Source organism: Mesorhizobium sp. M0676 (genome assembly GCF_040320535.1).
In the GTDB taxonomy this organism is placed as follows: Bacteria; Pseudomonadota; Alphaproteobacteria; order Rhizobiales; family Rhizobiaceae; genus Mesorhizobium.
Window position 1 is genome coordinate 69,008 of the sequence record NZ_JAMYPU010000008.1, and the last position, 23,900, is coordinate 92,907.

The 23,900-nt window shown below is 63.9% G+C and carries 19 protein-coding genes; 13 read left to right on the forward strand and 6 right to left on the reverse strand.

The features are described from left to right. Nucleotides 1–111 precede the first annotated feature (111 nt). A complete protein-coding gene (locus NKI35_RS10915) occupies nt 112–1,074 on the reverse strand; it encodes an RgsD C-terminal domain-containing protein (RefSeq protein WP_023735302.1) in 963 nt (320 codons plus the stop codon). Between the two features lie 165 nt (nt 1,075–1,239). Between NKI35_RS10915 and NKI35_RS10920 the strand changes: the two genes are divergently transcribed. Next, nucleotides 1,240–1,824, forward strand: a complete 585-nt coding sequence (locus NKI35_RS10920; RefSeq protein ID WP_023741478.1) for a nitroreductase family protein — start codon at nt 1,240–1,242, stop codon at nt 1,822–1,824. Nucleotides 1,825–1,931: 107 nt separating this feature from the next. Further along, complete coding sequence (locus NKI35_RS10925; RefSeq protein WP_352739946.1) at nt 1,932–3,833, forward strand: CASTOR/POLLUX-related putative ion channel; 1,902 nt, start codon at nt 1,932–1,934, stop codon at nt 3,831–3,833. On the opposite strand, the gene NKI35_RS10930 is transcribed toward NKI35_RS10925, so the two are convergent. Together NKI35_RS10930 and NKI35_RS10935 are read right to left on the reverse strand one after the other, a co-directional pair. Next, a complete protein-coding gene (locus NKI35_RS10930; RefSeq protein WP_352739948.1) occupies nt 3,830–4,705 on the reverse strand; it encodes an HpcH/HpaI aldolase/citrate lyase family protein in 876 nt (291 codons plus the stop codon). The genes NKI35_RS10925 and NKI35_RS10930 overlap by 4 nt on opposite strands. After that, entirely contained in the window at nt 4,705–5,217 is a 513-nt protein-coding gene (locus NKI35_RS10935; RefSeq protein WP_502897137.1) for a MaoC family dehydratase, read from the reverse strand. The genes NKI35_RS10930 and NKI35_RS10935 overlap by 1 nt, the downstream gene beginning before the upstream one ends. 91 nt (nt 5,218–5,308) lie before the next feature. Here NKI35_RS10935 and NKI35_RS10940 point away from each other — a divergent pair, with 91 nt between their 5' ends. Continuing rightward, complete coding sequence (locus NKI35_RS10940) at nt 5,309–6,430, forward strand: DUF2336 domain-containing protein (protein WP_352739950.1); 1,122 nt, start codon at nt 5,309–5,311, stop codon at nt 6,428–6,430. 4 nt (nt 6,431–6,434) lie between these two features. On the opposite strand, the gene NKI35_RS10945 is transcribed toward NKI35_RS10940, so the two are convergent. Together NKI35_RS10945 and parE are read right to left on the reverse strand one after the other, a co-directional pair. Further along, nucleotides 6,435–8,504, reverse strand: a complete 2,070-nt coding sequence (locus tag NKI35_RS10945; protein ID WP_352739952.1) for an FUSC family protein — start codon at nt 8,502–8,504, stop codon at nt 6,435–6,437. 102 nt (nt 8,505–8,606) lie between these two features. Then, nucleotides 8,607–10,661, reverse strand: a complete 2,055-nt coding sequence (gene parE, locus NKI35_RS10950; RefSeq protein WP_352739954.1) for a DNA topoisomerase IV subunit B — start codon at nt 10,659–10,661, stop codon at nt 8,607–8,609. Between the two features lie 257 nt (nt 10,662–10,918). Between parE and cpaB the strand changes: the two genes are divergently transcribed. From cpaB to NKI35_RS11000, 10 genes are all read left to right on the forward strand, one after another. Then, entirely contained in the window at nt 10,919–11,824 is a 906-nt protein-coding gene (gene cpaB, locus NKI35_RS10955) for a Flp pilus assembly protein CpaB (protein WP_352739956.1), read from the forward strand. A gap of 78 nt (nt 11,825–11,902) precedes the next feature. Beyond that, entirely contained in the window at nt 11,903–13,303 is a 1,401-nt protein-coding gene (locus NKI35_RS10960; RefSeq protein ID WP_031244501.1) for a type II and III secretion system protein family protein, read from the forward strand. A 4-nt stretch (nt 13,304–13,307) separates the two neighbouring features. Further along, a complete protein-coding gene (locus NKI35_RS10965; RefSeq protein WP_023667602.1) occupies nt 13,308–13,574 on the forward strand; it encodes a hypothetical protein in 267 nt (88 codons plus the stop codon). Nucleotides 13,575–13,618: 44 nt separating this feature from the next. After that, entirely contained in the window at nt 13,619–14,833 is a 1,215-nt protein-coding gene (locus NKI35_RS10970) for a CpaE/TadZ family protein (protein ID WP_023667601.1), read from the forward strand. Next, the gene (locus NKI35_RS10975) at nt 14,830–16,251 is read left to right on the forward strand and encodes a TadA family conjugal transfer-associated ATPase (protein ID WP_352739958.1); all 1,422 of its coding nucleotides are present in this window, start codon (nt 14,830–14,832) and stop codon (nt 16,249–16,251) included. Before NKI35_RS10970 ends, NKI35_RS10975 begins: the two co-directional genes overlap by 4 nt. A gap of 4 nt (nt 16,252–16,255) precedes the next feature. Beyond that, nucleotides 16,256–17,221: a type II secretion system F family protein gene (locus NKI35_RS10980; protein ID WP_023704530.1), complete on the forward strand. Its 966-nt coding sequence runs from the start codon at nt 16,256–16,258 to the stop codon at nt 17,219–17,221. A gap of 1 nt (nt 17,222) precedes the next feature. Then, nucleotides 17,223–18,188: a type II secretion system F family protein gene (locus NKI35_RS10985; RefSeq protein WP_023681595.1), complete on the forward strand. Its 966-nt coding sequence runs from the start codon at nt 17,223–17,225 to the stop codon at nt 18,186–18,188. A 131-nt stretch (nt 18,189–18,319) separates the two neighbouring features. Continuing rightward, the gene (locus NKI35_RS10990) at nt 18,320–19,150 is read left to right on the forward strand and encodes a PA3715 family protein (RefSeq protein ID WP_031193122.1); all 831 of its coding nucleotides are present in this window, start codon (nt 18,320–18,322) and stop codon (nt 19,148–19,150) included. Between the two features lie 132 nt (nt 19,151–19,282). Continuing rightward, on the forward strand, nt 19,283–19,753 hold the full coding sequence (locus tag NKI35_RS10995) for a hypothetical protein (protein WP_023681594.1): 471 nt from the start codon (nt 19,283–19,285) through the stop codon (nt 19,751–19,753). 142 nt (nt 19,754–19,895) lie between these two features. Next, entirely contained in the window at nt 19,896–21,065 is a 1,170-nt protein-coding gene (locus tag NKI35_RS11000) for a GGDEF domain-containing protein (protein ID WP_023681593.1), read from the forward strand. A 12-nt stretch (nt 21,066–21,077) separates the two neighbouring features. Here NKI35_RS11000 and gcvP read toward each other — a convergent pair whose 3' ends face one another. Further along, the gene (gcvP, locus tag NKI35_RS11005) at nt 21,078–23,888 is read right to left on the reverse strand and encodes an aminomethyl-transferring glycine dehydrogenase (RefSeq protein WP_352739961.1); all 2,811 of its coding nucleotides are present in this window, start codon (nt 23,886–23,888) and stop codon (nt 21,078–21,080) included. Between the last annotated feature and the right edge of the window lie 12 nt (nt 23,889–23,900).

Consider the following 23,900-nt stretch of genomic DNA (forward strand, 5'->3'; position numbering starts at 1 on the left):
GCCGCAAAAAAATACCACGAATGCCGGATCGTGGCCACTCCAACCGGTGCCTAGAAACGAATCGCAAGGTCGATCCGTCCGGCTGTGGCTTCGGGCTTATGAGTCCACAACCTAGTCGGCGCCTTCCTCGGGATCGATGGCCGAGGCTTCGGTGGCCAGGACCTCGATCTCCTGGTTCTGTCCGGCAACGACGGTGAAATCCTTCTGGTAGATGCGGTCGCGGTTCTTGGCGATGATGGTGTATTGGCCTTCGGCCAGCACCATCGAGGCGAAGGCGCCGACGGCCTCCTTGATCGGATCGCCGGATTCGTTGAGCAGCGACCAGGATGTATCGGCGATGGCCTCGCCGCCGGTCTCGCGCACCAGCTTCATGGTCTCCTCCGCCGCGCGATGCTCGACGGTGGCTTCGGTCAGCTTGCCGGCTTCGACGCGGATGTCGGAGCGAATGACGGCATTGACCGCGCCATAGGTGGAGACGACATGATAAACGCCGGCGTTGAGCCGCACGACGCTGTTCGGCTCGACATCGGGAATGATCAAAGCGCGGTCGCCATTGGCCTCGGCGGTGCCCTCATAAATGGAGAAGCGCAGTTTTTTCGGCGGAATACGCACGCCGCCCGACAGCACCGCGTCGAGCTTGAGGCCGCCGGCATCGAGCACCAGGCTTTCGCGCCTGGCGTCCTTGCCGACGGTGATGCGCTTGGTGGCGCCGGCGCGTCCGTAGGAGGCGTGGACCAGATAGCTGCCGGGCTCGAGCTGGAACACAGCGCTGCCGCCATGCGCGGAAGCCACCATCGGCAGCTTGCCGTCGCCGGCGGCCTCGGGCTTGAAGACGCGCCAGACGATGCCGCGCGTGATGTCGGCGCCCTTGTCGGTCAACTGCGCCGACAGCGTTATGGCGCCGCCGCCACTGAGCGCCAGCGGCGTCTCGCCCTTGGGCGTCGCATAGCTCGAAATATCGGGAAGTTTCAGATTGCCGATGCCGTCGGCATTCTGCGCCATGGCCATCGAGGCCGGCGCAAACAGCGCTACGGCGAGCCAAATCAGGAAAAGGCGCGATGTCCCCTCAAACATGCCTTGCGTTGAAGCCCAAGGCGGTGGCAATTTCAAGGCTTAAGAGTCCGACCGCCTTGGCAACAGGTTCTTTCGTCCGGCGCGCCCGCGCCAATGCCCGAGCCGCCCCGATCCGCAATGGCGCGCTTCAGCTCAAAATCGAGTGCTTTAGGAGACCTGGCCCCCATGGCGTCGCCGATCATCGACTTCCTGCTGACCCGAAACTCCGCACCGATTCCTGAATTGAAGGAACCGGCGCCCAGCGATGGCGATATCGCGACCATGATCGCGGCTGCAAGCCGTGTGCCCGATCACGGCCGACTGGAGCCGTGGCGCTTCATCGTTTATCGCGGCGAGGCGCGCGTCGAGATCGGCAGGAAGCTGGCGGCGCTCGCCGAACAGCGCGAAGGGCCGCTGCCGGAAAACCGCCGCAACCAGGAGCTTGCGCGGTTTTCCCGCGCGCCGCTGGTGATCGGCGTGGTGTCGGTTCCGAAGGACAATCCAAAAATCCCGCAATGGGAAATGTTCCTGTCCGGCGGCATGGCGGCGCTGAACCTGATGATTGCAGCCAATGCGCTGGGCTATGGCACCAACATGATCAGCAACTGGTATTCCGATGTGGCCGAGGGCAGGGCGATCCTGGGGCTGGCGCCGCAGGAGCGCGTCGTCGGCTTTATCCATATCGGCTCCTACCAGGGCCCGGCGCCGGAACGGCCGCGACCCGATCCGGCAAAGCTCTATGCCGATTATGAGGGGCCGTGGAACGGCTGACACCCGAAAGCGATTCCCCTTTATTTAAACACAGGCTAAGACAGCGGCTTCGGCGATGCGTTGGGGTTGGCGCATCGACCATAGGGATATTGGGGGACGCCGGCGACATGAAGAAACGAGACTCGCTGGGAACCCGGCTGCGCTACGGGTTTGACAAGAGCATGGCCGCCGGCCCTATCGCGCTGATCGGCTGGCTCGCCGTCGCTTCCCTGCTGATCATCATCGCCGCCGCGGCTTTCCTTGCGGTGACCCGCATCGCGCCGGAGGGCGGCGAACCGCTGAGCTTCTTCGAAGCGTTCTGGGAATCGCTGATGCGCACGCTCGATTCGGGCACGATGGGCGGCGACACCGGCTGGGCCTTCCGTCTCGTCATGTTGTTTGTCACGCTTGCCGGCATCTTCGTCGTGTCGGCCCTCATCGGCGTGCTCAGCGCCGGCGTCGACAGCAAGCTCGATGAATTGCGCAAGGGTCGTTCTCGGGTGCTTGAGAGCGACCACACCATCATCCTCAACTGGTCGCCGTCGATCTTCGACGTCATCTCTGAACTCGTCATTGCCAATACCAGCCGCCGCCATCCGCGCATTGTCGTAATGGCCAATATGGACAAGGTCGCGATGGAGGACGAGATCGCGGCCAAGGTCGACAAACTGGGCAACACGCGCATCATCTGCCGCAGCGGCGACCCGACCGACCTCTACGACCTGGCCATCGTCAACCCGCAGAGCTCGCGCTCGATCATCGTGCTGTCGCCGGAGGGCGACGACCCGGATTCGCAGGTCATCAAGACAGTGCTCGCGCTGGCCAACGACCCGAACCGGCGCACGCCGGCCTACAACATCGCCGCCGAGATCCGCGACGGCAAGAACGCCGAGGTCGCCCGCGTCGTTGGCGGGGCCGAGGTGCAGCTTGTGCTGGCCGACCAGCTGATCTCGCGCATCGTCGTGCATTCGAGCCGGCAGTCGGGTCTCAGCGGCGTCTATTCGGAACTGCTCGATTTCGACGGCTGCGAAATCTACACGACCGAGCAGCCTGATCTCACCGGCAAGACCTTCGGTGAGGCGGTGATGGCGTATGAGCATTGCACGCTGATCGGGCTCTGCGACCAAACCGGGCGCGTCAATCTCAACCCGCCGTCGGATCTGGTGATCGGCAAGGACATGCGCGCCATCATCATTGCCGAGGACGATGCCGCTATCAAGCTGGGAGGCGCGGGGGCCAAGATCGATACCGCGGCAATCCTTCGCCATCAGCCTGTCGAGGCGAAGCCGGAGCGCACGCTGATCCTTGGCTGGAACCGGCGCGGTCCGATCATCACCTATGAACTGTCGCGCTACGTCGCGCCGGGTTCGATCCTGACCATCGCCGCCGATACGCCAGGCCTCGAGCAGGAAGTTGCCGGCCTGCCGGTCGTCGGCGACAATCTGTCGGTTTCCTGCCGCATCACCGACACGTCGAGCAGCACAGCACTGGCAAGCCTGGACGTGCCTTCCTACGACCACGTGCTCGTCCTTGGCTACAGCGAGACCATGGCAGCGCAGCCCGCCGATACGCGCACGCTGGTGACGCTGCTGCATCTGCGCAAAATCGCAGACGATGCCGGCACGCACATCTCGATCGTCAGCGAGATGATCGACGTGCGCAACCGCGAGCTGGCGGCGGTGACTAAGGCCGATGATTTCGTCGTCAGCAACCGGCTGGTCAGCCTGATGCTGGCGCAGGCATCGGAGAACCAGCATCTCGCCGCGATCTTCGATGATCTGCTCGACGAGGAGGGCTCCGAAATCTACATGCGTCCGGTCGGCGACTATGTCGCCATCGGCCATCCGGTGACGTTCTGGACGATCGCGGAATCGGCGCGTCTGCGCGGCGAGATCGCCATCGGGCATAGGCGCGTTCGCGCTGCGCAGAATGATGAGCGGGCTCTGGGCGGCGTCACCGTCAACCCGTTGAAGTCGCAAGCGCTGGCCTACCTGCCGGAGGACCGGGTCATCGTGCTGGCGCGGGACTAAAGCCCGGCTGCCTTGGCGCGAGCCAGAAGCCGCTCGGCGAGCCTGAGATGCGGCCGGTCATACATCTTGCCGTCAATGCCGACCACGCCAGGATTTCCGGCCGCCTCGAAGGCCGCGACGATGGCCTGCGAGCGTTGCACTGCCTCCGCCGACGGTGTGAAGGCGGCGTTGATGACCGGCACTTGCGCCGGATGGATCGCCATCTTGCCGGTAAAGCCGTCACGCTCGGCCTCCGTGCATTCGGCTTCGAAGGCGGCCATGTCGCGAAAGGCGGGGAAAACCGTGTCGATCGCCGCGACTTCAGCTGCGCCGGCGGCAAGGATGGTCATGGTGCGGGCAAGGCGGAAGACATCGGTGTAGCGGCCGTTCTCGTCGCGCGACGCGCGCGCGCCGATCGCCGCCGACAGATCCTCAGCGCCCCAGGTGAGGCCGGCAAGCCGGGCGCTTGCCCCGGTGTAGGTCGCGGCCGCCAGCACGCCGGCAGCGGTCTCGGTGATGATCGTCAGGATTTTTATGCCGCCGTCCGGCAATCCGTTTTCGGCCTCGTGTACCCTGAGCTTTGCCGAGAGTTGCTGCACATCCTGGCCGCTGTTCGACTTCGGCAGCATGATGCCGTCGGGCTTTGCAGGAACCAGCGCGGCCAGATCATCGTCGGTCAATCCGGTCGAGAGATCGTTGACTCTGATATAGATGGCGGAGCTTGTCTGCTGCCTGTTGCCGGCGATAAAGCGTGCCGCGATGTCGCGTGCCGCCGCCTTGTTTTGTGGCGCCACGGAATCCTCGAGATCGACGATGACCACGTCGGCGCCGGCGCCAAAGCCTTTGTCCAGCTTCTTTTCGGACTCACCGGGAACAAACAGCAGCGAGCGCATCAGGCCGCCTTTTTCATCATCATCGCCTGGCGCGTGCATTTGGCAACGAGGACATCGTTCTGATTGTAGGCGCGATGCTCGAACTCGACGATGCCGCGGTCCGGCTTCGATTTCGAGTCCCTGACCGAGATCACCGTCGTTTCGACACGGATGGTATCGCCATGGAAGACCGGGTGCGGAAACACCGTCTCCCTCATGCCGAGATTGGCAATTGTGGTGGCGACGGTGATGTCATTGACGGAAATGCCGATCATCAGGCCGAGCGTGAACAGCGAATTGACCAGCGGTCTGCCCCATTCGCTCTTGGCGGCGAAGTCGAAGTCGATGTGCAGCGGCTGCGGGTTCAGCGTCATCACCGAGAACAGCATGTTATCGCTTTCGGTGACGGTCTTGCGCAGCGTGTGCCGAAAGACATGCCCGACGACGAACTCTTCGAGATAAAGCCCGGGCATCGTTTTTCTCCTCCGCTGCCTGACGGTTGATAGGCGCTGCCCATGCCAGCCGCAAGCCAGTTAATAAACATGGTGAACCGTTCGTAAACCATTTCTGCCTATGGTCATTCCTGGGGCCGGAAGCTTTCCGGCAAGGGGCGTAGCAGGCAGTATGGTTGTCTCGCATTTTCTCAAATGGATCTACACCGCGAGGGTTTCGGAGCGCGCCGCAGCGGCGAGCGCGCTGGCCCGCGCCTACGTCAATTCCGACCTGCCTTTCGAAGACCGTTGCGCTGCCGAAGCGGCGCTGACGCTGCTGCTCGACGACGCCTCGTCGAAGGTGCGGCTGGCGATGGCCGAAGCGCTGTCGATGAGCCATCACGCGCCGCTGCAGATCATCAGCGCGCTTGCCTCCGATCAGCCGGAAGTGGCAGCCCTGGTGCTGGCGCGGTCGCCGCTGCTCACCGATGCCGACCTGATCGACCGCGTCGCGGCCGGGCACAAGGCGACGCAAAAACTGATCGCCGACCGGCCGGTCGTTTCGATGGCGGTTGCCGCGGCAATCGCCGAGATCGGCGAACCGGAAGCGTGTGCGACGCTGCTCGCCAATGGCGGCGCCGATATAGCCTCACTCTCTTTCCGCCGCATCGCCGAGCGGCATGGCCATATCGCTCATTTGCGCGAGGCAATGGTCACGGATGTGCGGCTGCCGGCCGACTGCCGGCACATGCTGCTGGTCAAGCTCGGCGAAACGCTGAAGGCTTCGCCGCTGGTGATGGCGCTGATGGGGGCGGCCAGAGCCGAGCGCGTCACGCGCGATGCTTGCGTCAAGGCTTCGGTGCGGCTGGTCGAAGGCACGCGCACTGAGGAACATGCGGCACTCATCGAACATCTGCGCCTGCGCGGCGACCTGACCGCAAGTTTCATCATCCGTGCCATTGCCCACGGCAAGGTCGACTTTTTCGGCTCGGCCCTGGTTGCGCTCAGCCAGCAGTCGGAGCAGCGGGTGCGGGCCTTGCTCGCAGGCGGCCAGGACGTTGCGCTGCAGGCGCTGTTCCGCAGCGCCGGCCTCGCCGCTTCCACCCACGGCATCTTCCTGCGCGCGCTCAAAATCTGGCGCGAAGTCGCCAACGGCAAGCGCCTCGCCGGCGTGCAGGAGGTCAGCTGGCTGATGCTGAAGGAGCTCGGCGGTCCGGCCACCGAGGGCGATCTCGCCGGCCTGGTCAAGTCGATCCATCTCGACGCGCTGCGGGAAAACGCGCGCGGGCATGCGCTGGCGATAGCCGCGGCCTGACGCCCTAAACTCGGTCCTTGGCGAAGAAATCCGGGAAATCCTCGATCCCGGCGGCGATGATGCGCAGCGAGGCTGCGATCTGCAGCATATCCGCACCGCCGCTGCGCTCTGAAAGGCTGGCTGCATATTGCCGGGCCACAGTGACAGTTGCTGTCTGCGGATCGCCGGGTGCGCGAAAGAGCAGTTCACGCGCCAGGCCGCGCAGGAAATTGGCAATCGAGAGCGCGGTGTCGGAAGGAGTGGACGGGCTCTGCTGCGCGGCGCGCAGGCGCAGGATTTCGAGGCCGACGGCAACGGCGGCGACCCCGCCGCCCAAGATCGCATCGCCCTTCCTGCCGGCATTTTGCAAGAGCGGCATCAGCTGGTTGATGCGGTCATAGGCCAGACTCTCGAAGGCCGAACGCCGCGGTACCCGCTCGTGCAGACACAGCCGCGCCAGATCCTCGCGCATGGCGCGCACGATGCGGTTGGCCGCGCGCCATGGATCCACCGGCAGCACCACGATGAAGACGCCGATGGCCAGCAGGATGCCGACCAGCACCGACGCCGAGCCGGCGAAGAACGGGCCTGGGGCATAGGTCATCGCCTGATGCGGGCTGAGGAAGGCGAGGAAATTGATTGCAAACGCCGTCGCCACGCCGACGGTGCGTGGATTGGCCATGCCCAGCGCCGTCGGTACCAGGATCGGCACGACAAACAGCGTGAACCAGCCGAAGCCGGGCAGGGCAGGCAGCGCGACCTGGCCGACAAGGAAGGCAAAGGGCAAAGCCAGCAGCGTTCCCTTGAAGAAGCCCCAGGACACCCGCACCGGGTCAGGCCGCGCGGCGAAAAGACTGGAGACGACGGCAACGAGGATGACGGTGCCGGCCGCATCGGACCATTTCGTCGTCAGCCAGAAGGCGGCGACCGCCAACGTGGCAAGGGCGGCGCGTATGGCATTGCGCGAAGCCCCGGGATAATCGCGGTGCACCACCAGCGCAGGCGGCTGCCTGTTGCTCCGGATAGGGCGCGTCACCGGTGCGCGCAGGGCGTCGAGGCCGCGCAGCACCTGCTTGAAGGCTTCGGCGAAATCGGCGGCGATGGTGAGGCGGGTTATGGTGCCGACCCTGTCGTCGCCCTGATCGGTCGAGGCGTCGGGCATTTGCCGGGCCTTGCCGGTGATGGCGTCGAGCCGCGTCACCCAGGGCGACGTGTCGTCCAGCGCCTCCGGCGTGGCTGCCAGCTCGCTGACCAGCGACTGCAGTTCGGAGCGCACCGGAATGAGGGCTGCGCTTTTCGGCGCGGCATGCGAATGCAGCGCGCGTGCCGCCGACAGCGCCGACAGAAGCTGACCGATGGTGAGGCGGACCGGATGGGCGCGGGTGGCGAAGCTCGGTGCTTCGAGCCGAGCATAGGTGCGCATCTCGGCCAGCATCTGGGCGTCGCTGATCAGCTTGCGGTGCAGGCCGGCCAGCGTCGCCGGGTCGCCGCCGGAAAAAGCGCCGCCTGCATAGGTTGCGAGGTCGAGGATGCTGCGCTTCAACCTGGAGATGATGGCATCAGCGGCCAGCTTGGGCAGGATCAGCCGGCTGGTCAGGCCGGCGCAGACGATGCCGAGCACGATCTCGGCGCAGCGCGCGACAGCGAGATCGACGACCACGTGCGGCTGGCCGAAAGCCGGCAGCCCAATGATCATCGCGGTATAGCCGGCAAGTGCGGCGCCATAGGCTTCCGGATTGCGCAGCAGCGACGAAACCAGCGTGCACAGCCCAATCCAGACGGACAGCGCCGTGACCAGCAGCCAGGGATTGGTGCCGAAAACCGAGGTGATGCCGATCGCCGCAAGTCCACCGGCCAGCGTGCCGAGCAGCCGGTAAAAACCTTTCGCCAGCACCATCCCGGCGACCGGCTGGGCGACGATGAAGACCGTCATCATCGCCCATTGCGGGTGGTCGAGTTTTAGCGCGTAAGCGGCGAGAAGCGCGATCAGACCGGCCGAAACCGTGCGCAGGGCGAAAATCCAATCCGAGCGCGTCGGCTGCGTCAGGCCCGCCAAACTGGTTTCGAAGTCGCTCTTCAGCCGCGCCCAGATCACAAGCTGGTCTCCGTATCGGAAGCGCAGGCTAGAGCAGTTCCAGGAAAAGTGTGAAACGGTTTTCCGCCCGGAACTGCGTCAAAACGAAGAGTTGGCCGGCGCTCAGATATCCAGCACTTCCGTCGCGGCGAATTCGGCGCGTTCCTGGATGAAGCGGAAGCGGGCTTCCGGCTTGGTGCCCATCAGCGCGTCGACAGCATCCTTGGTCGCCGCCACGGCGTCGATAACATCGACCCTGAGCAGCGTGCGCTTCCTCGGGTCCATGGTGGTTTCCTTGAGCTGCCCGGCCATCATCTCGCCCAGGCCCTTGAAGCGGCCGATCTCGACCTTGGCGCGGCCAGTGAATTCGGTGCGCAACAGCTCGTCCTTGTGCGCATCGTCCCTGGCATAGGCAACCTTGCCGCCTTGCCGGATCGAATAGAGCGGCGGCACCGCCAGATAGAGATGGCCGCCGTTCACCAGGTTCGGCATTTCCTGGTAGAAGAAGGTGATCAGCAGCGAGGCTATGTGAGCGCCGTCGACGTCGGCGTCGGTCATGATGATCACGCGGTCGTAGCGCAAATCCTCATCGCGGTATTTCGAGCGCGTGCCGCAACCGAGCGCCTGAATCAGGTCCGAAATCTGCTGGTTGGCGGCTAGCTTGTCGTTGCCGGCGCTGGCGACGTTGAGGATTTTTCCGCGCAGCGGCAGCACCGCCTGGCTGGCGCGGTCGCGCGCCTGCTTGGCCGAGCCGCCGGCCGAGTCGCCTTCGACGATGAACAATTCGGCGCCCGCGGCGGCATTCTGCGTGCAGTCGGCGAGCTTGCCGGGAAGGCGCAGCTTGCGCACCGCATTCTTGCGCGACACTTCCTTTTCCTGGCGCCGGCGCACCCGCTCGTCGGCGCGCGCAATCACCCATTCCAGCAGCTTGGAGGCTTCCTGCGGATTGTCGGCCAGCCAGTGGTCGAAGGGATCGCGGATGGCGGTCTCGACAATGCGAATGGCTTCAATCGTTGCCAGCCTGTCCTTGGTCTGGCCGACGAATTCCGGCTCGCGGATGAAAACCGACAGCATGCCGGCCGCCGAGATCATGACGTCTTCGGAGGTGACGATCGAGGCGCGCTTGTTGCCGACCAAGTCGGCATAGGCGCGAAGCCCGCGCGTCAGCACATTGCGAAAGCCGGCCTCATGCGTGCCGCCCTCGCCAGTCGGGATGGTGTTGCAGTAGGAGTTGACGAAGCCGTCACCGCCGAACCAGGTCACCGCCCATTCCAGCGAGCCGTGGCCGCCCTGCTTCTCGCTCTTGCCGGCGAAGATTTCGCGGGTCACCTGGAAATCATCGCCGAGCGATGCCTTGAGATAGTCCTTCAAGCCGCCGGGGAAATGGAACTCCGCCTTGGCCGGCGTCTGGTCCTTTTCCTTGATCAGCGATGGGTCGCAGCTCCAGCGGATCTCGACGCCGCCGAACAGATAGGCTTTCGAGCGGGTCATGCGATAGAGCCGTGCCGGCTCGAAGGCGGCGCCCTTGCCGAAAATCTGCTCGTCGGGATGGAAGCGGATTTTGGTGCCGCGCCGGTTGTGCACTTCGCCGAGCTGCTCCAGCCCGCTCACCGGAACGCCGCGCGAGAACCTTTGGCGGTAAAGCTGGCGACCGCGCGCGACCTCGACTTCGAGATGGTCCGACAGCGCATTGACGACCGAGACGCCGACACCGTGCAGACCGCCGGAGGTCTCATAGACCTTGCTATCGAACTTGCCGCCCGAATGCAGCGTCGTCATGATGACTTCGAGCGCCGGCTTCTTGAATTTCGGATGCGGATCGACCGGGATGCCGCGGCCATTGTCGGTAACGGTCAGAAACCCGTCGGCCGACAGCTCGACATCGATGAAGGTGGCATGGCCGGCGACCGCCTCGTCCATCGAATTATCGATGACCTCGGCAAACAGATGGTGCATCGCCTTGTCGTCGGTGCCGCCAATATACATGCCGGGACGGCGCCGCACCGGCTCCAGCCCCTCCAGCACCTCGATGTCGGCGGCGCTATAGCCCTCGCTGCCGTCCTTGGTCGCGGCAGGACGCTTCGTGGCCTGCACCAGCGGGTCGGCCGGGCGCGAAGGTGTCCGAGCCGGTTGCGGCTGCTTTTCCAGATTGCCGAAAAGATCGTTGTTGTCGTCCATGCCTGCCATAGAATCCGGTGCCGCGAATCACCCGTCGATACTGCCACGCTTTTCGGCGCCAAGCGACGGAAGTTCCTGTTACGTTCGGGGATTAACCCCTTCTTATCCTAAAACCTTTCGATAACCAAGCCGGCGGAAATAGGTCCGTGCGGAGCCGCTGGGATTCCTGAATCTTTAACAAAGCGGCCTAGCGTCGCCCCAACAAAACAAAAGACCACGAGAGTCAGGGGTTGGTTGTGAGGGGCAAGGCCATAACGATGATTGGCATCGCTGCCGTCTTCGGCGCGATTTCAATCTTTGCCGCGGATTTCTGGGTGAAAAGCCAGGCCAAGGCCGATGCCGAAGAGAAAACGGCGTCGATCCCGGCGCCCGCCGTCCCCAAGGTCGTCTTCAAGACCATCGTGGTGGCCAACGCGCCGCTGCGTTACGGCATGGAGCTTGACCGGGCACAGCTCAGCGAAATCCCATGGTCCGAGGATTCGGTGCCGCAGGGCGCGTTCACCACAGTCAATGCATTGCTCGCCGAAGGCAGCCGCGTGGTATTGTCGCCGATCGAGATCAACGAGCCGGTGCTGATCAGCAAATTGTCGGGGCCGAACGGCCGCGCGACGCTGTCCAACACGATGACGCCCGGCATGCGGGCGGTGACAATCCGCACCGACGAGATAGCCGGTGTCGGCGGCTTCGTCATGCCGGGCGACCGGGTCGACGTGGTGCTGACACGCGATGCCGGCGAGATCCAGGAAGTGGCCAAGAACGCGCAGGGCGCTGCCGGATCGACCGTTACCTCCGAGATCGTCGTCTCCGACGCCAAGGTGCTGACCGTGGGGCAGGGCGCCGACGAGCGCCAGACCACACCGCAGATCGCCAATTCCGTGACCATCGAGGTGACGACCGAAGGCGCGCAGAAAGTGGCGCTTGCCCGCACCGTCGGCACCTTGTCGCTGTCGCTCCGCTCGGCCGCAGACGGAGGGGCCGCCAAGGACGGCGTCACCACCATCTCGTCCTTCGGCGGATCGGTCGCCTCAGGCGTCCAGGCCGCTGCCGGCGCGCTGTTCACTGCCGCGACCAAGGAGCCTGAGAAGCCGAAATTCAAGACGATCATCGTGACGCGCGGCACGCAGGTCGAAGAATACCAGGTTCCTGCGCGGGACCAGCAATAACTGCCGGTGGGGACCGGGCGAGGGACGGGACAGATGTCGGGACTTCATGCATTTCGAACTACGAAAGGGCTGCGCCCAATGCGGGCGCTTGCGGTGGGGGCTTGCCTGGCCGCGGCCGCAATGCTCGGCCTCAGTGCGCCAGCCAAGGCCGACAACGATATCGTCCATGTCTCGTCGACAACGAATGCGTCGATCAAGGTAGCCAAGGGCAAGCCGAAGACGGTCATGACCAATGCCGCTTTCTACCAGATCGTCATCGGCGATCCGGAGATCGCCAACGTCAATCCGCTGACCGACAAATCCTTCTATGTGCTGGGCAACAATCTCGGCACCACCGGCATCGCGCTGTTCGACGAGAACAAGCAGTTGGTCGGCACCGTGGACATCGAGGTGACGCTGGACACCGACCAGCTGGCCAGCACCATTCGCGCCAGCGTGCCGGACGCCAAGATCAAGGTCGGCTCGGCCAATGGCCGCGTCGTGCTGTCGGGCGAGGCCGATGACGCGGTCGCCGCCGAGAAGGCAAGCAAGATCGCCAGCCGTTTCTCCGGCAATGAGGAAGTGATCAATTCGGTCAACATCTCGTCCTCGCAGCAGGTTCAGCTCAACGTCCGCTTCGTCGAGATCAATCGCCAGGCCGGACAGGATCTCGGCGCCAAATACAGCGCCAATTTTGCTTACGGCATTGGCGGGCGCGACGTCACCATCGAGCCGGGCTCGGTGCCGGGAGCCGGCAATGGCGAGATCATCGGCCGGCTGCTGTCCAACGGCCTGTCGATCGACGTCGCCATCAAGGCGCTGGAGGAACGTGGTCTCGCCCGGCGGCTGGCCGAGCCGAACCTGATCGCCCGTTCGGGCCAGACGGCAAGCTTCCTCGCCGGCGGCGAGTTCCCGATCCCGGTCTCCGAGGACAATGGCAAGATTTCCGTCAGCTACAAGAAATACGGCGTCAGCCTCGACTTCACGCCGACGGTTCTCAAGGACGGGCTGGTGAGCCTCGACATCGCGCCGGAAGTGTCCTCGATCGACGCTTCGGCCTCCTACAATATCGGCAATATCTCGGTCCCGGGCTTTATCGTGCGCCGCGCCAAGACATCCGTCGACCTGAAGAATGGCCAGAGCTTCATGATCGCCGGCCTGCTGCAATCACAGAACGACATTACCACATCGCGTCTTCCCGGCCTCGGCAAGCTGCCGGTGCTCGGCTCGCTGTTCTCTTCCAAATCCTATCAGCGGCGCGAGACCGATCTGGTGATCATCGTCACCCCCTATCTGGTCAAGCCGGTCGATCCGTCGAAGAAGCTGCTCGAGCCGACCGACGGCACGCAGCCGGCCAGCAATGTCGACTATTTCCTCAACAACACCGAGGAAGTGAAATCGTCCGAAGCCAATCGTGCAGTGGCAATGGCCAGCGGCAGTACGGCACAGCCGGCCGCGGTCACCACCGTCGGGCATTTCCTCGACCTGCCGAAGGATTGAAGCCATGCGCGTGGAATCATGCATCGCCCTGCTGATCGCCGGCCTCGCCGGCGGCTGCACCAGCGACGACTATGTCCGCTCCGAGGGACCGACGATTGCCGCCGGCAACGCACAGGCCGCCAATACGGCCATGCAGATGGTCGATCCCTGGAAATACGGCGTCCAGAACACCAGGCTGCTGGTGCCGGCGCAGCGCAGTGAGGCGGCAGTCAACGCCGCCGACCAGGCTGCTGCTGCCAAGGCCGTGCAACCGACAGCGACAACCGATTGATTTGCCCGGTGATTTGACCGGGAATGACCTGACAGGCTGACAAAATGGCAAGCGGCATCAAGACCAAGAAGATCCTGCTGGTGTCCAGCGACCGGACCTTTGCGCAGGATACGCGCACCGCGTTCGCGGCCTCGGAGGTGATCCAGCTTTCGACCGTCGAGAAGAACATTACCGAACTGCGCGGCGAGGTCCAGGAAGCCGATTTCGGCGCGCTCATCGTCGACATGGATGCGGCAAAGCTGGAAGAGATCGAGTCGCTGCAGCGCATCATGCGCCGGCTTGAAGGCCGCGTTCCGGTGGTCGTCGTCACCCAGGAATTCAACGCAGCCGCAGTGCGTATCCTGGTGCAGCTCCAGGTCGCCGATTTCCTGGTCAAGCCGATCACCACCGCCGATCTGGTGCGGTCTGTCGTGCGCGCGCTGCAAGGGCCGGGGCGCGAGGAAAACACCGAGTCGCAGATCTATACCTTCATGCCGGCCGCCGGCGGCGTCGGCACCACGACGCTGGCGCTGCAGACCGCTTTCCAGCTGCATCATTCGGTGACGCGCGGCGCGTCGACCTGCGTGGTCGACCTCAACTTCCAGCAAGGCGCCTGCGCCGAATATCTCGACCTCGAGCCCCGCTTCGACATCACCGAAATCGAGAACCAGCCCGAGCGTCTCGACCGTCAGCTGCTGGACGTGATGCTGTCCAAGCATGCGAGCGGGCTGTGCGTGCTGGCGGCGCCCACGCATCCGTCGGAAATGCGCTCGTTCAAGACCGACGTCGTGGTGCGCATGCTCGATCTCGTCTCGGCCTATTTCGACAACGTCGTCATCGACATGCCGCGCACCTGGTTTCCGTGGACGGAGACAGTGCTGCTCGGCTCCAACAAGCTCTACATCGTCGCCGAAATGACGGTGCCGTGCCTGCGCCACACGCAGCGGCTGATCCAGGCGGTCTACGAGACGGCAGGCAAGGAAGTGAAGCCGAACGTGATCGTCAACCGTTTCGAGCAGAAGATGTTCGACAACGGCATCAAGCAGGCGGATGTCCAGGAAATCCTGGGCGAGCATTTCGTCGGCGGCATCTCCAACAATTACCGGCTTGTGCGTGAAGCGGTCGACCGCGGCGTGCCGCTGCATGAGATCGACCCGAACGCCAATGTCGTCAACGATCTGAAGAGGATCATCCTGCCGGAAGAAGCCGTGGTGACGCCGGAGAAATCGCGCTCGCTGTTCGGCATCGGCAGGGGCCTCCTGAAGAGGAAAGCCGGATGACCAGCCGCTTCTCGACCCTGCAGAACCGTGACGTCCGCGGGCTGAAGCCGGCCGAGGCGGCGCCGGTCGCGCATCACGCCGTGGTCATCCCGACGAACCGCAAGGCCTTGCCGCCGAAGCCGGAGACAACACCGGGAAAAAGCGCCAACAAGGTGCTCGATGCCCGCGTGCGCATCCACCGGCTGCTGCTCGAGGAAATCAACCTGGTCGCGCTGGAGCGCCTGCCCAAGGATGAGATGCGCCGGCAGGTGCAGGAGTTCGTGTCGGAAAAGACCCGCCAGGAGCGTATGGCGATCAACACCGTCGAACTTGAAGCGCTGGTCGATGACATCGTCGATGAGATGGTCGGCCTCGGCCCGCTGGAACCGCTGCTCAAGGACCCCGACATCAACGACATCCTGATCAACGGCCACCAGAACTGCTTCGTCGAAAAACGGGGCAAGCTGCAGCAGGTCCATATCCCGTTCAAGGACGAGGCGCACCTGTTGCGCATCGTCAACAAGATCGTCGCCGCCGTCGGCCGCCGGGTCGACGAATCGCAGCCGATGGTCGATGCCCGCATGCTCGACGGCTCGCGCTTCAACGCCGCCATTCGCCCGGTCGCCGTCGACGGGCCGCTGGTGTCGATCCGCAAGTTTTCAAAGAACAAGCTCGGCCTGCACAAGCTGGTCGAGTTCGGCGCCATCACCCAGAACATGGCCGAGGTGCTGGCGGCTGCAGTCCACGCCCGCAAGACGACCATCATCTCGGGCGGCACCGGCACCGGCAAGACGACGATGCTCAACGCATTGTCGGCCTTCATTCCGGAAGACGAACGGCTGATCACCATCGAGGACGCGGCCGAACTGCAGCTGCAGCAGCCGCATGTCGCGCGCATGGAAACGCGCCCCGCCAACATCGAAGGTCATGGCGAGCTGAAGCAGCGCGACCTGGTCAAGAACGCGCTGCGCATGCGCCCCGACCGCGTCATCCTCGGCGAGTGCCGCGGCGAGGAGGCCTTCGACATGCTGCAGGCGATGAACACCGGACATGAAGGCTCGATGGCGACCATCCACGCCAACACGCCGCGCGACGCCATTTCACGCCTCGAGCAGATGCTGGGCATGACCGGCATGCCGATGACGGTGCAGTCGATCCGCAGTCAGATCGCCAGCGCGCTCGACCTTATCGTCCAGCTTACGCGACTGTCGGACGGCAAGCGCAAGGTGACCAGCGTCGCCGAGGTGACCGGCATGGAAGGGGACGTCATCCAGATGCAGGAGATATTCCGCTTCGTGCGCACTGGCATGGAGGCCGACGGCAAGATCCTCGGTCACTACGAGGCGACCGGCATTCGCCCGCGTTTCCTCGAGGACCTGCGCAATATGGGCATTGAATTCCCCGGCAAATATTTCGAACCCGGCCGGCCGCAGGAGTAGCCGGGTGTTCGAGAATTTCAGCCCGATCTATGTCGTTTATGCCGCGGCAGCGCTGACCGGCATCATGATCGCCGAAGGCTGCTATCTGCTCTATGCCGGCCGCAGCGACAAGCGCCTGGCCATCAACCGGCGCATGAGGCTGCAGGAAAACAAGATCAGCCAGGAACAGGTGCTGATTCAGCTGCGCAAGGAACGCGGCCTCGATTCCGGCACGTCATTCTTCTCGCCCGACCGTTTTCGCGCGCTGCGCACGCAGTCTGGCATGGTGATGCCGTTGCCGAAATTCCTGACGATGACGACGGGCGTGGCGCTGGCGATGATGCTCGTCGCGCTCTGGTACGGGCTGCCGCTGTTGCTCGCCATTTTGCTGTTTGTGGTGCTGACAGCGCTGCTGCCGGTAATTGTGCTGCGTTCCAAGCGTGCCCGGCGGGTGAAGCGTTTCGGCGTGCAGTTGCCGGAGGCGCTGGAATTGATCACGCGCGGCTTGAAGGCCGGGCATCCGGTTCCGGTGGCGATCTCGATGGTGTCGCGCGAGATGTCCGATCCGATCGGCACCGAATTCGGCGTTATCTCCGACGAGGTGACTTATGGTTCCGACCTGGTTTCTGCGCTGAATTCACTGTTCGACCGCGTCGGCCAGGAGGATCTGCCGCTGTTCGTCACCGCGGTTTCCATCCAGACGAGTTCGGGCGGCAATCTGCGCGAGATCCTCGACGGGCTGTCGACGACGATCCGCGAACGCGGCAAGCTGCGCCGCAAGGTGCGCGCCATTTCGACTGAGGGTCGTATGTCGGCCTATATCCTGACGGCGGTGCCGGCACTGCTGTTCGCCACCATCATGGTGATGATGCCGCAATTCTATCAGAGCGTCTGGGATGTACCGAAGACGTGGTATCTGCTGGGCGGTTCCGTGACATGGCTGATGCTGGGCAACATCATCATGTTCAAGATGTCGAACTTCCGGTTCTGAGATGGAGCAGATGATCCAGTTTCTTGCATCGCTGGCGCCGACGTCGCTGATGCCGGTAGCCGCGCTGCTGCTGGTGTTGGGTGGCAGCGCGGTGGCATGGCCGCTCGTGGTAGCCAAAGGCGACCGCAACGATCTCAAGCGCCGGCTCAAGATCGACGACAGCAAGACTCCCCAACAGGCCGAGGCGGCGCCGAAGAAGAACCAGAGCGTCGTGCGCGAGAAGGCAGTGAAGCGGGCGCAGGAATTCTACGCCAAGAGCGATCCGGAAAATGTCGCCCGGTTGCGTATGAAGCTGATCCAGGCGGGCTATATGGAGCCGCGCGCGATCGGCACATTCTTCCTGATCCGCTTCGCCTGCCTGGTGGGCGCAACGATCGGCGCGTTCCTGGTCAACCATTGGATGGGCAGCGCCGATTCCACCGCGACCAGCCGCTGGACCTTCATCATCCTGTCGGGAGCCGCCGGCTATTTCGTGCCCGGCCTGGTGCTCAGCCAGAAGGTGCGGGAAAAGATGCGCGAATACCGCAACGGCTTTCCCGACTTCATGGATTTGATGATCGTCTGCTCCGATGCGGGCATGAGCATGGAGGCAGGCATCGAGCGGGTCTCGAAGGAACTGGCCAAGACCTATCCGTCGCTGAGCCAAAACCTGCAGCTGGTGTCGCTGGAACTCAGGGCCGGCCGCAGCCTCGACGATGCCTTGAAGGCGCTCGCCGACCGCCTCAGCTTGGACGAGGTGCGCTCCTTCGCCACGCTTTTGCAGCAGTCGAAGGAACTCGGCACCAGCCTTGCCGGGGCGCTGCGCGTGTTCTCCGACGAAATGCGCCACAAGCGCATGTCGCTGGCCGAGGAGAAGGCACATGCCTTGCCGGCCAAGATGTCGGTGCCGGTGGTGGTGTGCATCCTGCCGGTGGTGCTGATGATCGCCGTCATCCCGATCATCGTCAAAATGACGGCGGTTCAGTAGATACCTAGGGGATTGCCCGGCGGCTTCTTGCGGTTACTCACTCCAACTACGCTTCATCTGGATGTCGAAACCCGGCCGGTTCGGTCGCTCTCCTTCGGCAAAATCCGCAAAGCAAAATGAGTGAGCCGTCCATGCGAATAGTCTTGTGCACCGCTTTCCTCGGCCTGGCCGCCACCAGTCTGTCGCCGGCCTCGGCCGCGGCCGACGATTGCGGCGATGCTGCCGCCCTGGTGCAACAGGCCTATCCCAGGGCCCAAAAGAGCGCAGACGGCGCCTCGTTCACGCTCGAACCCCATACCAGCATCGCCGTGACGCTCCCGGATACGCCGTTTGGCCTCGTCTGCAAGATATGGCCTGCCCATGACGATCTGTTGCTGGTCGCGGTGCCGCTCATCGACAGCAGCCAATCCAGCGACGACGGGCATGTCGGCGATGTCGACCTTCTGGTCGTCGACAGGAAGACCAGGCAGGTGCGCCAGCGCCTGCTCCAGCCCGGGCTGATGACCGATGATGCCATCGCCATCAACAAGGTCGAATTCGATACCGGCCGCTATGGCCTGGCGCCCGGTGTCACCGGCTTTGGCCTGCGCATCCAAATGGCGAGCCATTCGCGGCCCAATCCCTTCAGCGAAACCGACCTGCGGCTCTATGCCCTTGACGGCGGTGATCTGCGCCTGGTGCTCGACGGCATCATCGTGGCCGGTTTTGGCGGCGAAGGCGACACCAATTGCGCAGGATCCTTTCAATCCAGCCGGGTCAGCCTGGCGATGAGCCCGGCGAGACATCACGGCTATCACGACATCACAGTGTTCGAGCGGTTGGACACCGACAATCCGTCTGTCGACAAGAACGGCGAGTGCCAGTCCCATCCCGGAAGGTCCATGAAACGAACCTACCGGCTGCGCTATGACGGCAGCCGCTATCAGTTTCCGGCGGGGCTCAAGTCGATGGAGCCGGACTAGCCCTCGGCTGGTTAATGGCTGGTGTGCCCGAAACCAAATTTTAGGGGCGTTTCAGCACTGAAGTTTAATTGCCCTGTTGTAGTCTGCCTCCTGAAGAACGACCCGGTAAATCGGGCGATTGGGGCCAGGGGCATGCGTCACAGAATTTTCACGGCAATGGCCGCGCTAGCGGCCGTCTTGATGGTCAGCGGCTGTACGACTGAGAACGTCGATAAGACCAAGACCACGTCGATCCAACCGGTGGCAAAAGACGTCAGCACCTCCGACCTTGCGCAAGGCAAGGCGCAGTTCCGCGAGGCCAATTACGGCCTTGCCGAACAGCATTTCCGCAAGGCCGTGGAACTGAAGGCCGACAGTGCCGAGGGATGGATGGGGCTTGCCGCCTCCTATGACGAACTCGGCCGCTTCGACTTCGCCGACCGCGCCTACGACCAGCTTTTGAAGGTTGCCGGGCGCAAGCCGCAGATTGTCAACAATATGGGCTATTCGCAGCTGCTGCGCGGCAACAAGAAGAAGGCGAGGGCGCTGCTCATGGAAGCAAGGGCCGGAATGGCCGACCCGAGCGTGATCAACGCCAATCTGGCGCTGCTCAACAAGGGCTGAGACTCTTCGCGGGGACGGCAGTCGACGCTTTGTAAACCCTGTCGGCAGGTTGCTTTGAAAACCGGCCGAAAACGGTATCTCCGGCCGGTTGCATGCCTATGATGCGCCACAAATCGAGGATCCCAAAGGTTGCCGCTCATCCATGCTGGATTTCAGTTCGCTATTGCTGGCGGCTGCGCTGTCGGGCACATGCCTGAGCGTCACCATGTTTGTGATCTGGTTCACGGCGCCGCGTGCACGCTTCGTGCTGACGGTGGCGTGCGGCATTCTCGTCCTTGTCGCCCACGTCATCGTCTTCTGGCGCTACACGAGGGAGCCCACTCCGTTGCTTTGTCAGGCAGCGTTGGCGCTGCTCAGCCTCGGTTTCCTGGCGCTTTCACTTTCGGCCATGCAATATCTCGGTGTGCGCAACTACAGTCGCGCTGTCCTGCCGGCCCTGCTTGCGATGGCTGTCTGCGCCGGCGTGACCTATCTCGGTTTCGATGGTGTCGGCTTCATCCTCACCTATACGACGGTAACAGTGCTGCTCGCCTCGATCGGGGTGATGTTCTGGATCAAGGGCGGTCAGGATCGCGGCATTCTGCTGGTCGTTTCGGCGCTAAGCGGCGTCTGCGGCGTATCCTTCGGGCTCTGCGGCGCCGTGCTTCTGGTTAAGGGCCAGTGGGTGCTCGGCGTCGCACCCGACAATTGGGCCGAGCGGTTGAATTCGGTCGTGGCGGTCGCCTGCATGACGGCTCTCGGCGCGCTGACGCTGTCGCTGCATCATCTTCAGGCACAGATCGAACTGAAGGCCGAGACTCTGACCGACCCGTTGACCGGGCTGATGAACCGGCGTGCCTTGAACTCGCTCTATGGCGAGCGCGTCTTCGGTCCGTTCATGTCGATCGCCATGTTCGACCTCGATCATTTCAAACGGACCAACGATGTCTACGGCCATCCGGTCGGCGACCGGGTCCTGTGCCGCTTCGCGGCAATCATCAAGAAATATGATCGGGTTGGCGTCGACGCCTTTCGGCTGGGCGGCGAGGAGTTCGCGCTGGTCATGTCGCGGATGCCGCAAGACAAGGCCCATGACCTCGCCAGCAAGATCGGCGTCGCTTTCGGCACGGAAGTGGTGCCGACGCCGCGCGGGCCGTTGCGCAGCAGCGTCAGCGGCGGCATCGGCTTTGGTAAGGAAGACGGCAGCAGCCTCGAGGACGTCCTGGCCGAGGCCGACAAAGCGCTTTACGCGGCCAAGCACGCGGGGCGGAACCGCGTGCTTGTGCTGAACCGGGTAAGCAAGGCCGATGGGCCGGCCTTGCGTTCAGCCTGACAGGCCAGAGTGTCATTCGGCGGCGCCGAGATATTCCGACAGCGGCGGGCAGGAGCAGACGAGGTTGCGGTCGCCGGCGACATTGTCGATGCGCGAGACCGGCGGCCAGTATTTGGCCGCTTTGTCGACATCGCCGGCGGGGTAGGCCGCTTCCAGCCGCGAATAGGGGTGAGTCCACTGGCCGGCAAGGGTTTCGGCCGCCGTGTGCGGGGCATTGACCAGCGGGTTGTCCTCGAGCGGCCATTCGCCCTTCGCCACTTTCGCTGCCTCGCCGGCGATAGCGATCATCGCCTCGCAGAACCGGTCGAGTTCGCGCTTGGGCTCGGATTCGGTCGGCTCGACCATCAGCGTGCCGGCGACAGGGAACGACATGGTCGGCGCGTGAAAACCGTAGTCGATCAGCCGCTTGGCGATATCGTCGACGCTGATGCCGGCGCTCTCCTTGAGCACGCGCGTGTCGAGGATGCATTCATGCGCGATGCGATCGTGCCTGCCCTTGTAGAGAAGCGGGAAGTGCGGCGCGAGCCGCGTCGCCACATAATTGGCCGAGATGATCGCCGTCTCCGTCGCCTGCTTCAGGCCGGCGGCGCCCATCATGCGGATGTACATCCAGGTGATCGGCAGGATGGAAGCGCTGCCGAACGGTGCGGCCGACACGGCATGCGCCGAACCTTCGGTGACATGACCCGGCAGATAGGGTTTCAGATGCGCCCTGACGCCGATCGGACCGACGCCCGGACCGCCGCCGCCATGCGGGATGCAGAAGGTCTTGTGCAGGTTCATGTGGCAGACATCGGCGCCGATATCGGCGGGCCGCGCCAGCGCGACCAGCGCGTTAAGGTTGGCGCCGTCGAAATAGACCTGGCCGCCATGCTCGTGGATGAGAGCGCACAGGTGGCGCGCGCCTTCCTCGTAGACGCCGTGCGTCGAGGGATAGGTGAACATCAGAGCTGCGAGATTCTTGGAATGCTCGTTGGCCTTGGCTCGCATATCGTCCATGTCGATATTGCCGTCCTCCAGACAGCGCACGACGACGACGCTCATGCCGGCCATCGCCGCACTCGCGGGATTGGTGCCATGCGCGGACTGGGGGATCAGGCAGATGGTGCGATGGCCTTCGCCACGCGAACGGTGATAGGCGCGGATGGCGAGCAGGCCGGCATATTCGCCTTGGCTGCCGGCATTGGGCTGCAGGCTGACGGCGTCGAAGCCGGTGATCTGCGCCAGCCAGCCTTCCAGCTCGCCGACCATGGCGCGATAGCCGGCCGAATGGCTGGCCGGCGCAAAGGGATGCAGGTTGGCGACTTCAGGCCAGCTGACCGGCGTCATTTCGGCCGCCGCGTTGAGCTTCATGGTGCAGGAGCCCAACGGGATCATGGTGCGGTCGAGCGCCAAATCCTTGTCGGCTAGCCTGCGCAGCAGGCGCATCATGTCGGTCTCGGAGTGGTTTTCGCGGAAAACCGGCTGGGTCAGAAACTCCTTGCCGCGCGGCTTGCCGGGCATCGCGCCGGCCTCAGTAGCGCCGGACTTGGCGCCGAACAGGGCGGCGATAGCCTCGAGATCCGCCTCGGTCGAGGTTTCGTCGAAGGCGATGCTGATGCGGTCGGCATCCATGACGCGCAGCAGCCGGCCACCTTTTTCAGCGGCAGCGGCGATCGAATCTGCCTTGCCCTTCACTTCGGCCGTCACCGTGTCGAAACGGCTTGAGCCGAGCACGGAAACACCAGCGGTTTTCAGGCCTGCTGCGAGGCCGTTGGCGAGCTCATGAATTCGGGCTGCGATCGCCTGCAAACCAGTAGGCCCGTGCCAGATCGCGTATGCGGTCGCCATGTTGGCAAGCAGCGCCTGCGCGGTGCAGATGTTGGAGGTCGCCTTGTCGCGGCGGATATGCTGTTCGCGCGTCTGCAGGGCGAGGCGATAGCCGGGACGGCCCTTGCTGTCGATCGACTGGCCGACGAGGCGGCCGGGCATCAGCCGGGTCAGCTTGTCGGAGACGGCGCAATAGGCGGCGTGCGGGCCGCCAAAGCCCATCGGCACGCCAAAGCGCTGCATCGGGCCGACGGCGATGTCGGCGCCAAGCCTGGCCGGCGCTTCGGTCAGCGTGAGCGCAAGCGGATCGGCGATGAAGACGACCACGGCGCCGGTGGCGCGAGCCTTCTCGATCGCCGCCTTGTGGTCGCCATAGACGCCAAACGTGTCCGGCCAGGAGACCAGCAGGGCGGCGGTGTTGTCGTCGATGGTCTCGCCATCGATCTCGATGCCGAGCGGCTCGGCGCGGGTGCGCACGACGTCCAGCGTCTGCGGATGCGGCGTGCCGGCCAGCGCCACCTTGGTGCGCTTGTCGCGGTGATGGCGCAGCGCGATGCCGACCGCTTCGGCCACCGCCGTCGCTTCGTCGAGCAGGGAGGCCGAAGCCACCGGCAGGCCGGTCAATTCGGTGACCAAGGTCTGGAAGTTGAACAGCATTTCCAGGCGGCCCTGGCTGATCTCGGCCTGGTAGGGCGTATAGGCGGTGTACCAGGCCGGGTTCTCGAACAGGTTGCGCTGGATGACCGGCGGCACATGGACGCCGTGATAGCCGGCGCCGATGAAGCTCTTCAGCACCCTGTTTTTTGCCATGGTCGCAGCCAATTCGGCCAGCGCTTCGGCTTCGCTCGCCGGCGCGGGAAGGGCTAGCGGCAGATCGAGGCGGATCGACTGCGGCACGGCCTGGCTGATCAGCGTCTCGACGGAGGGAACGCCGATCACGGCAAGCATGGCTCTGACGTCGTTTACATCAGGACCGATGTGGCGGGCCGAGAAGGGGGTAAGTGCTGCGCTCATGGCAATAGGTCC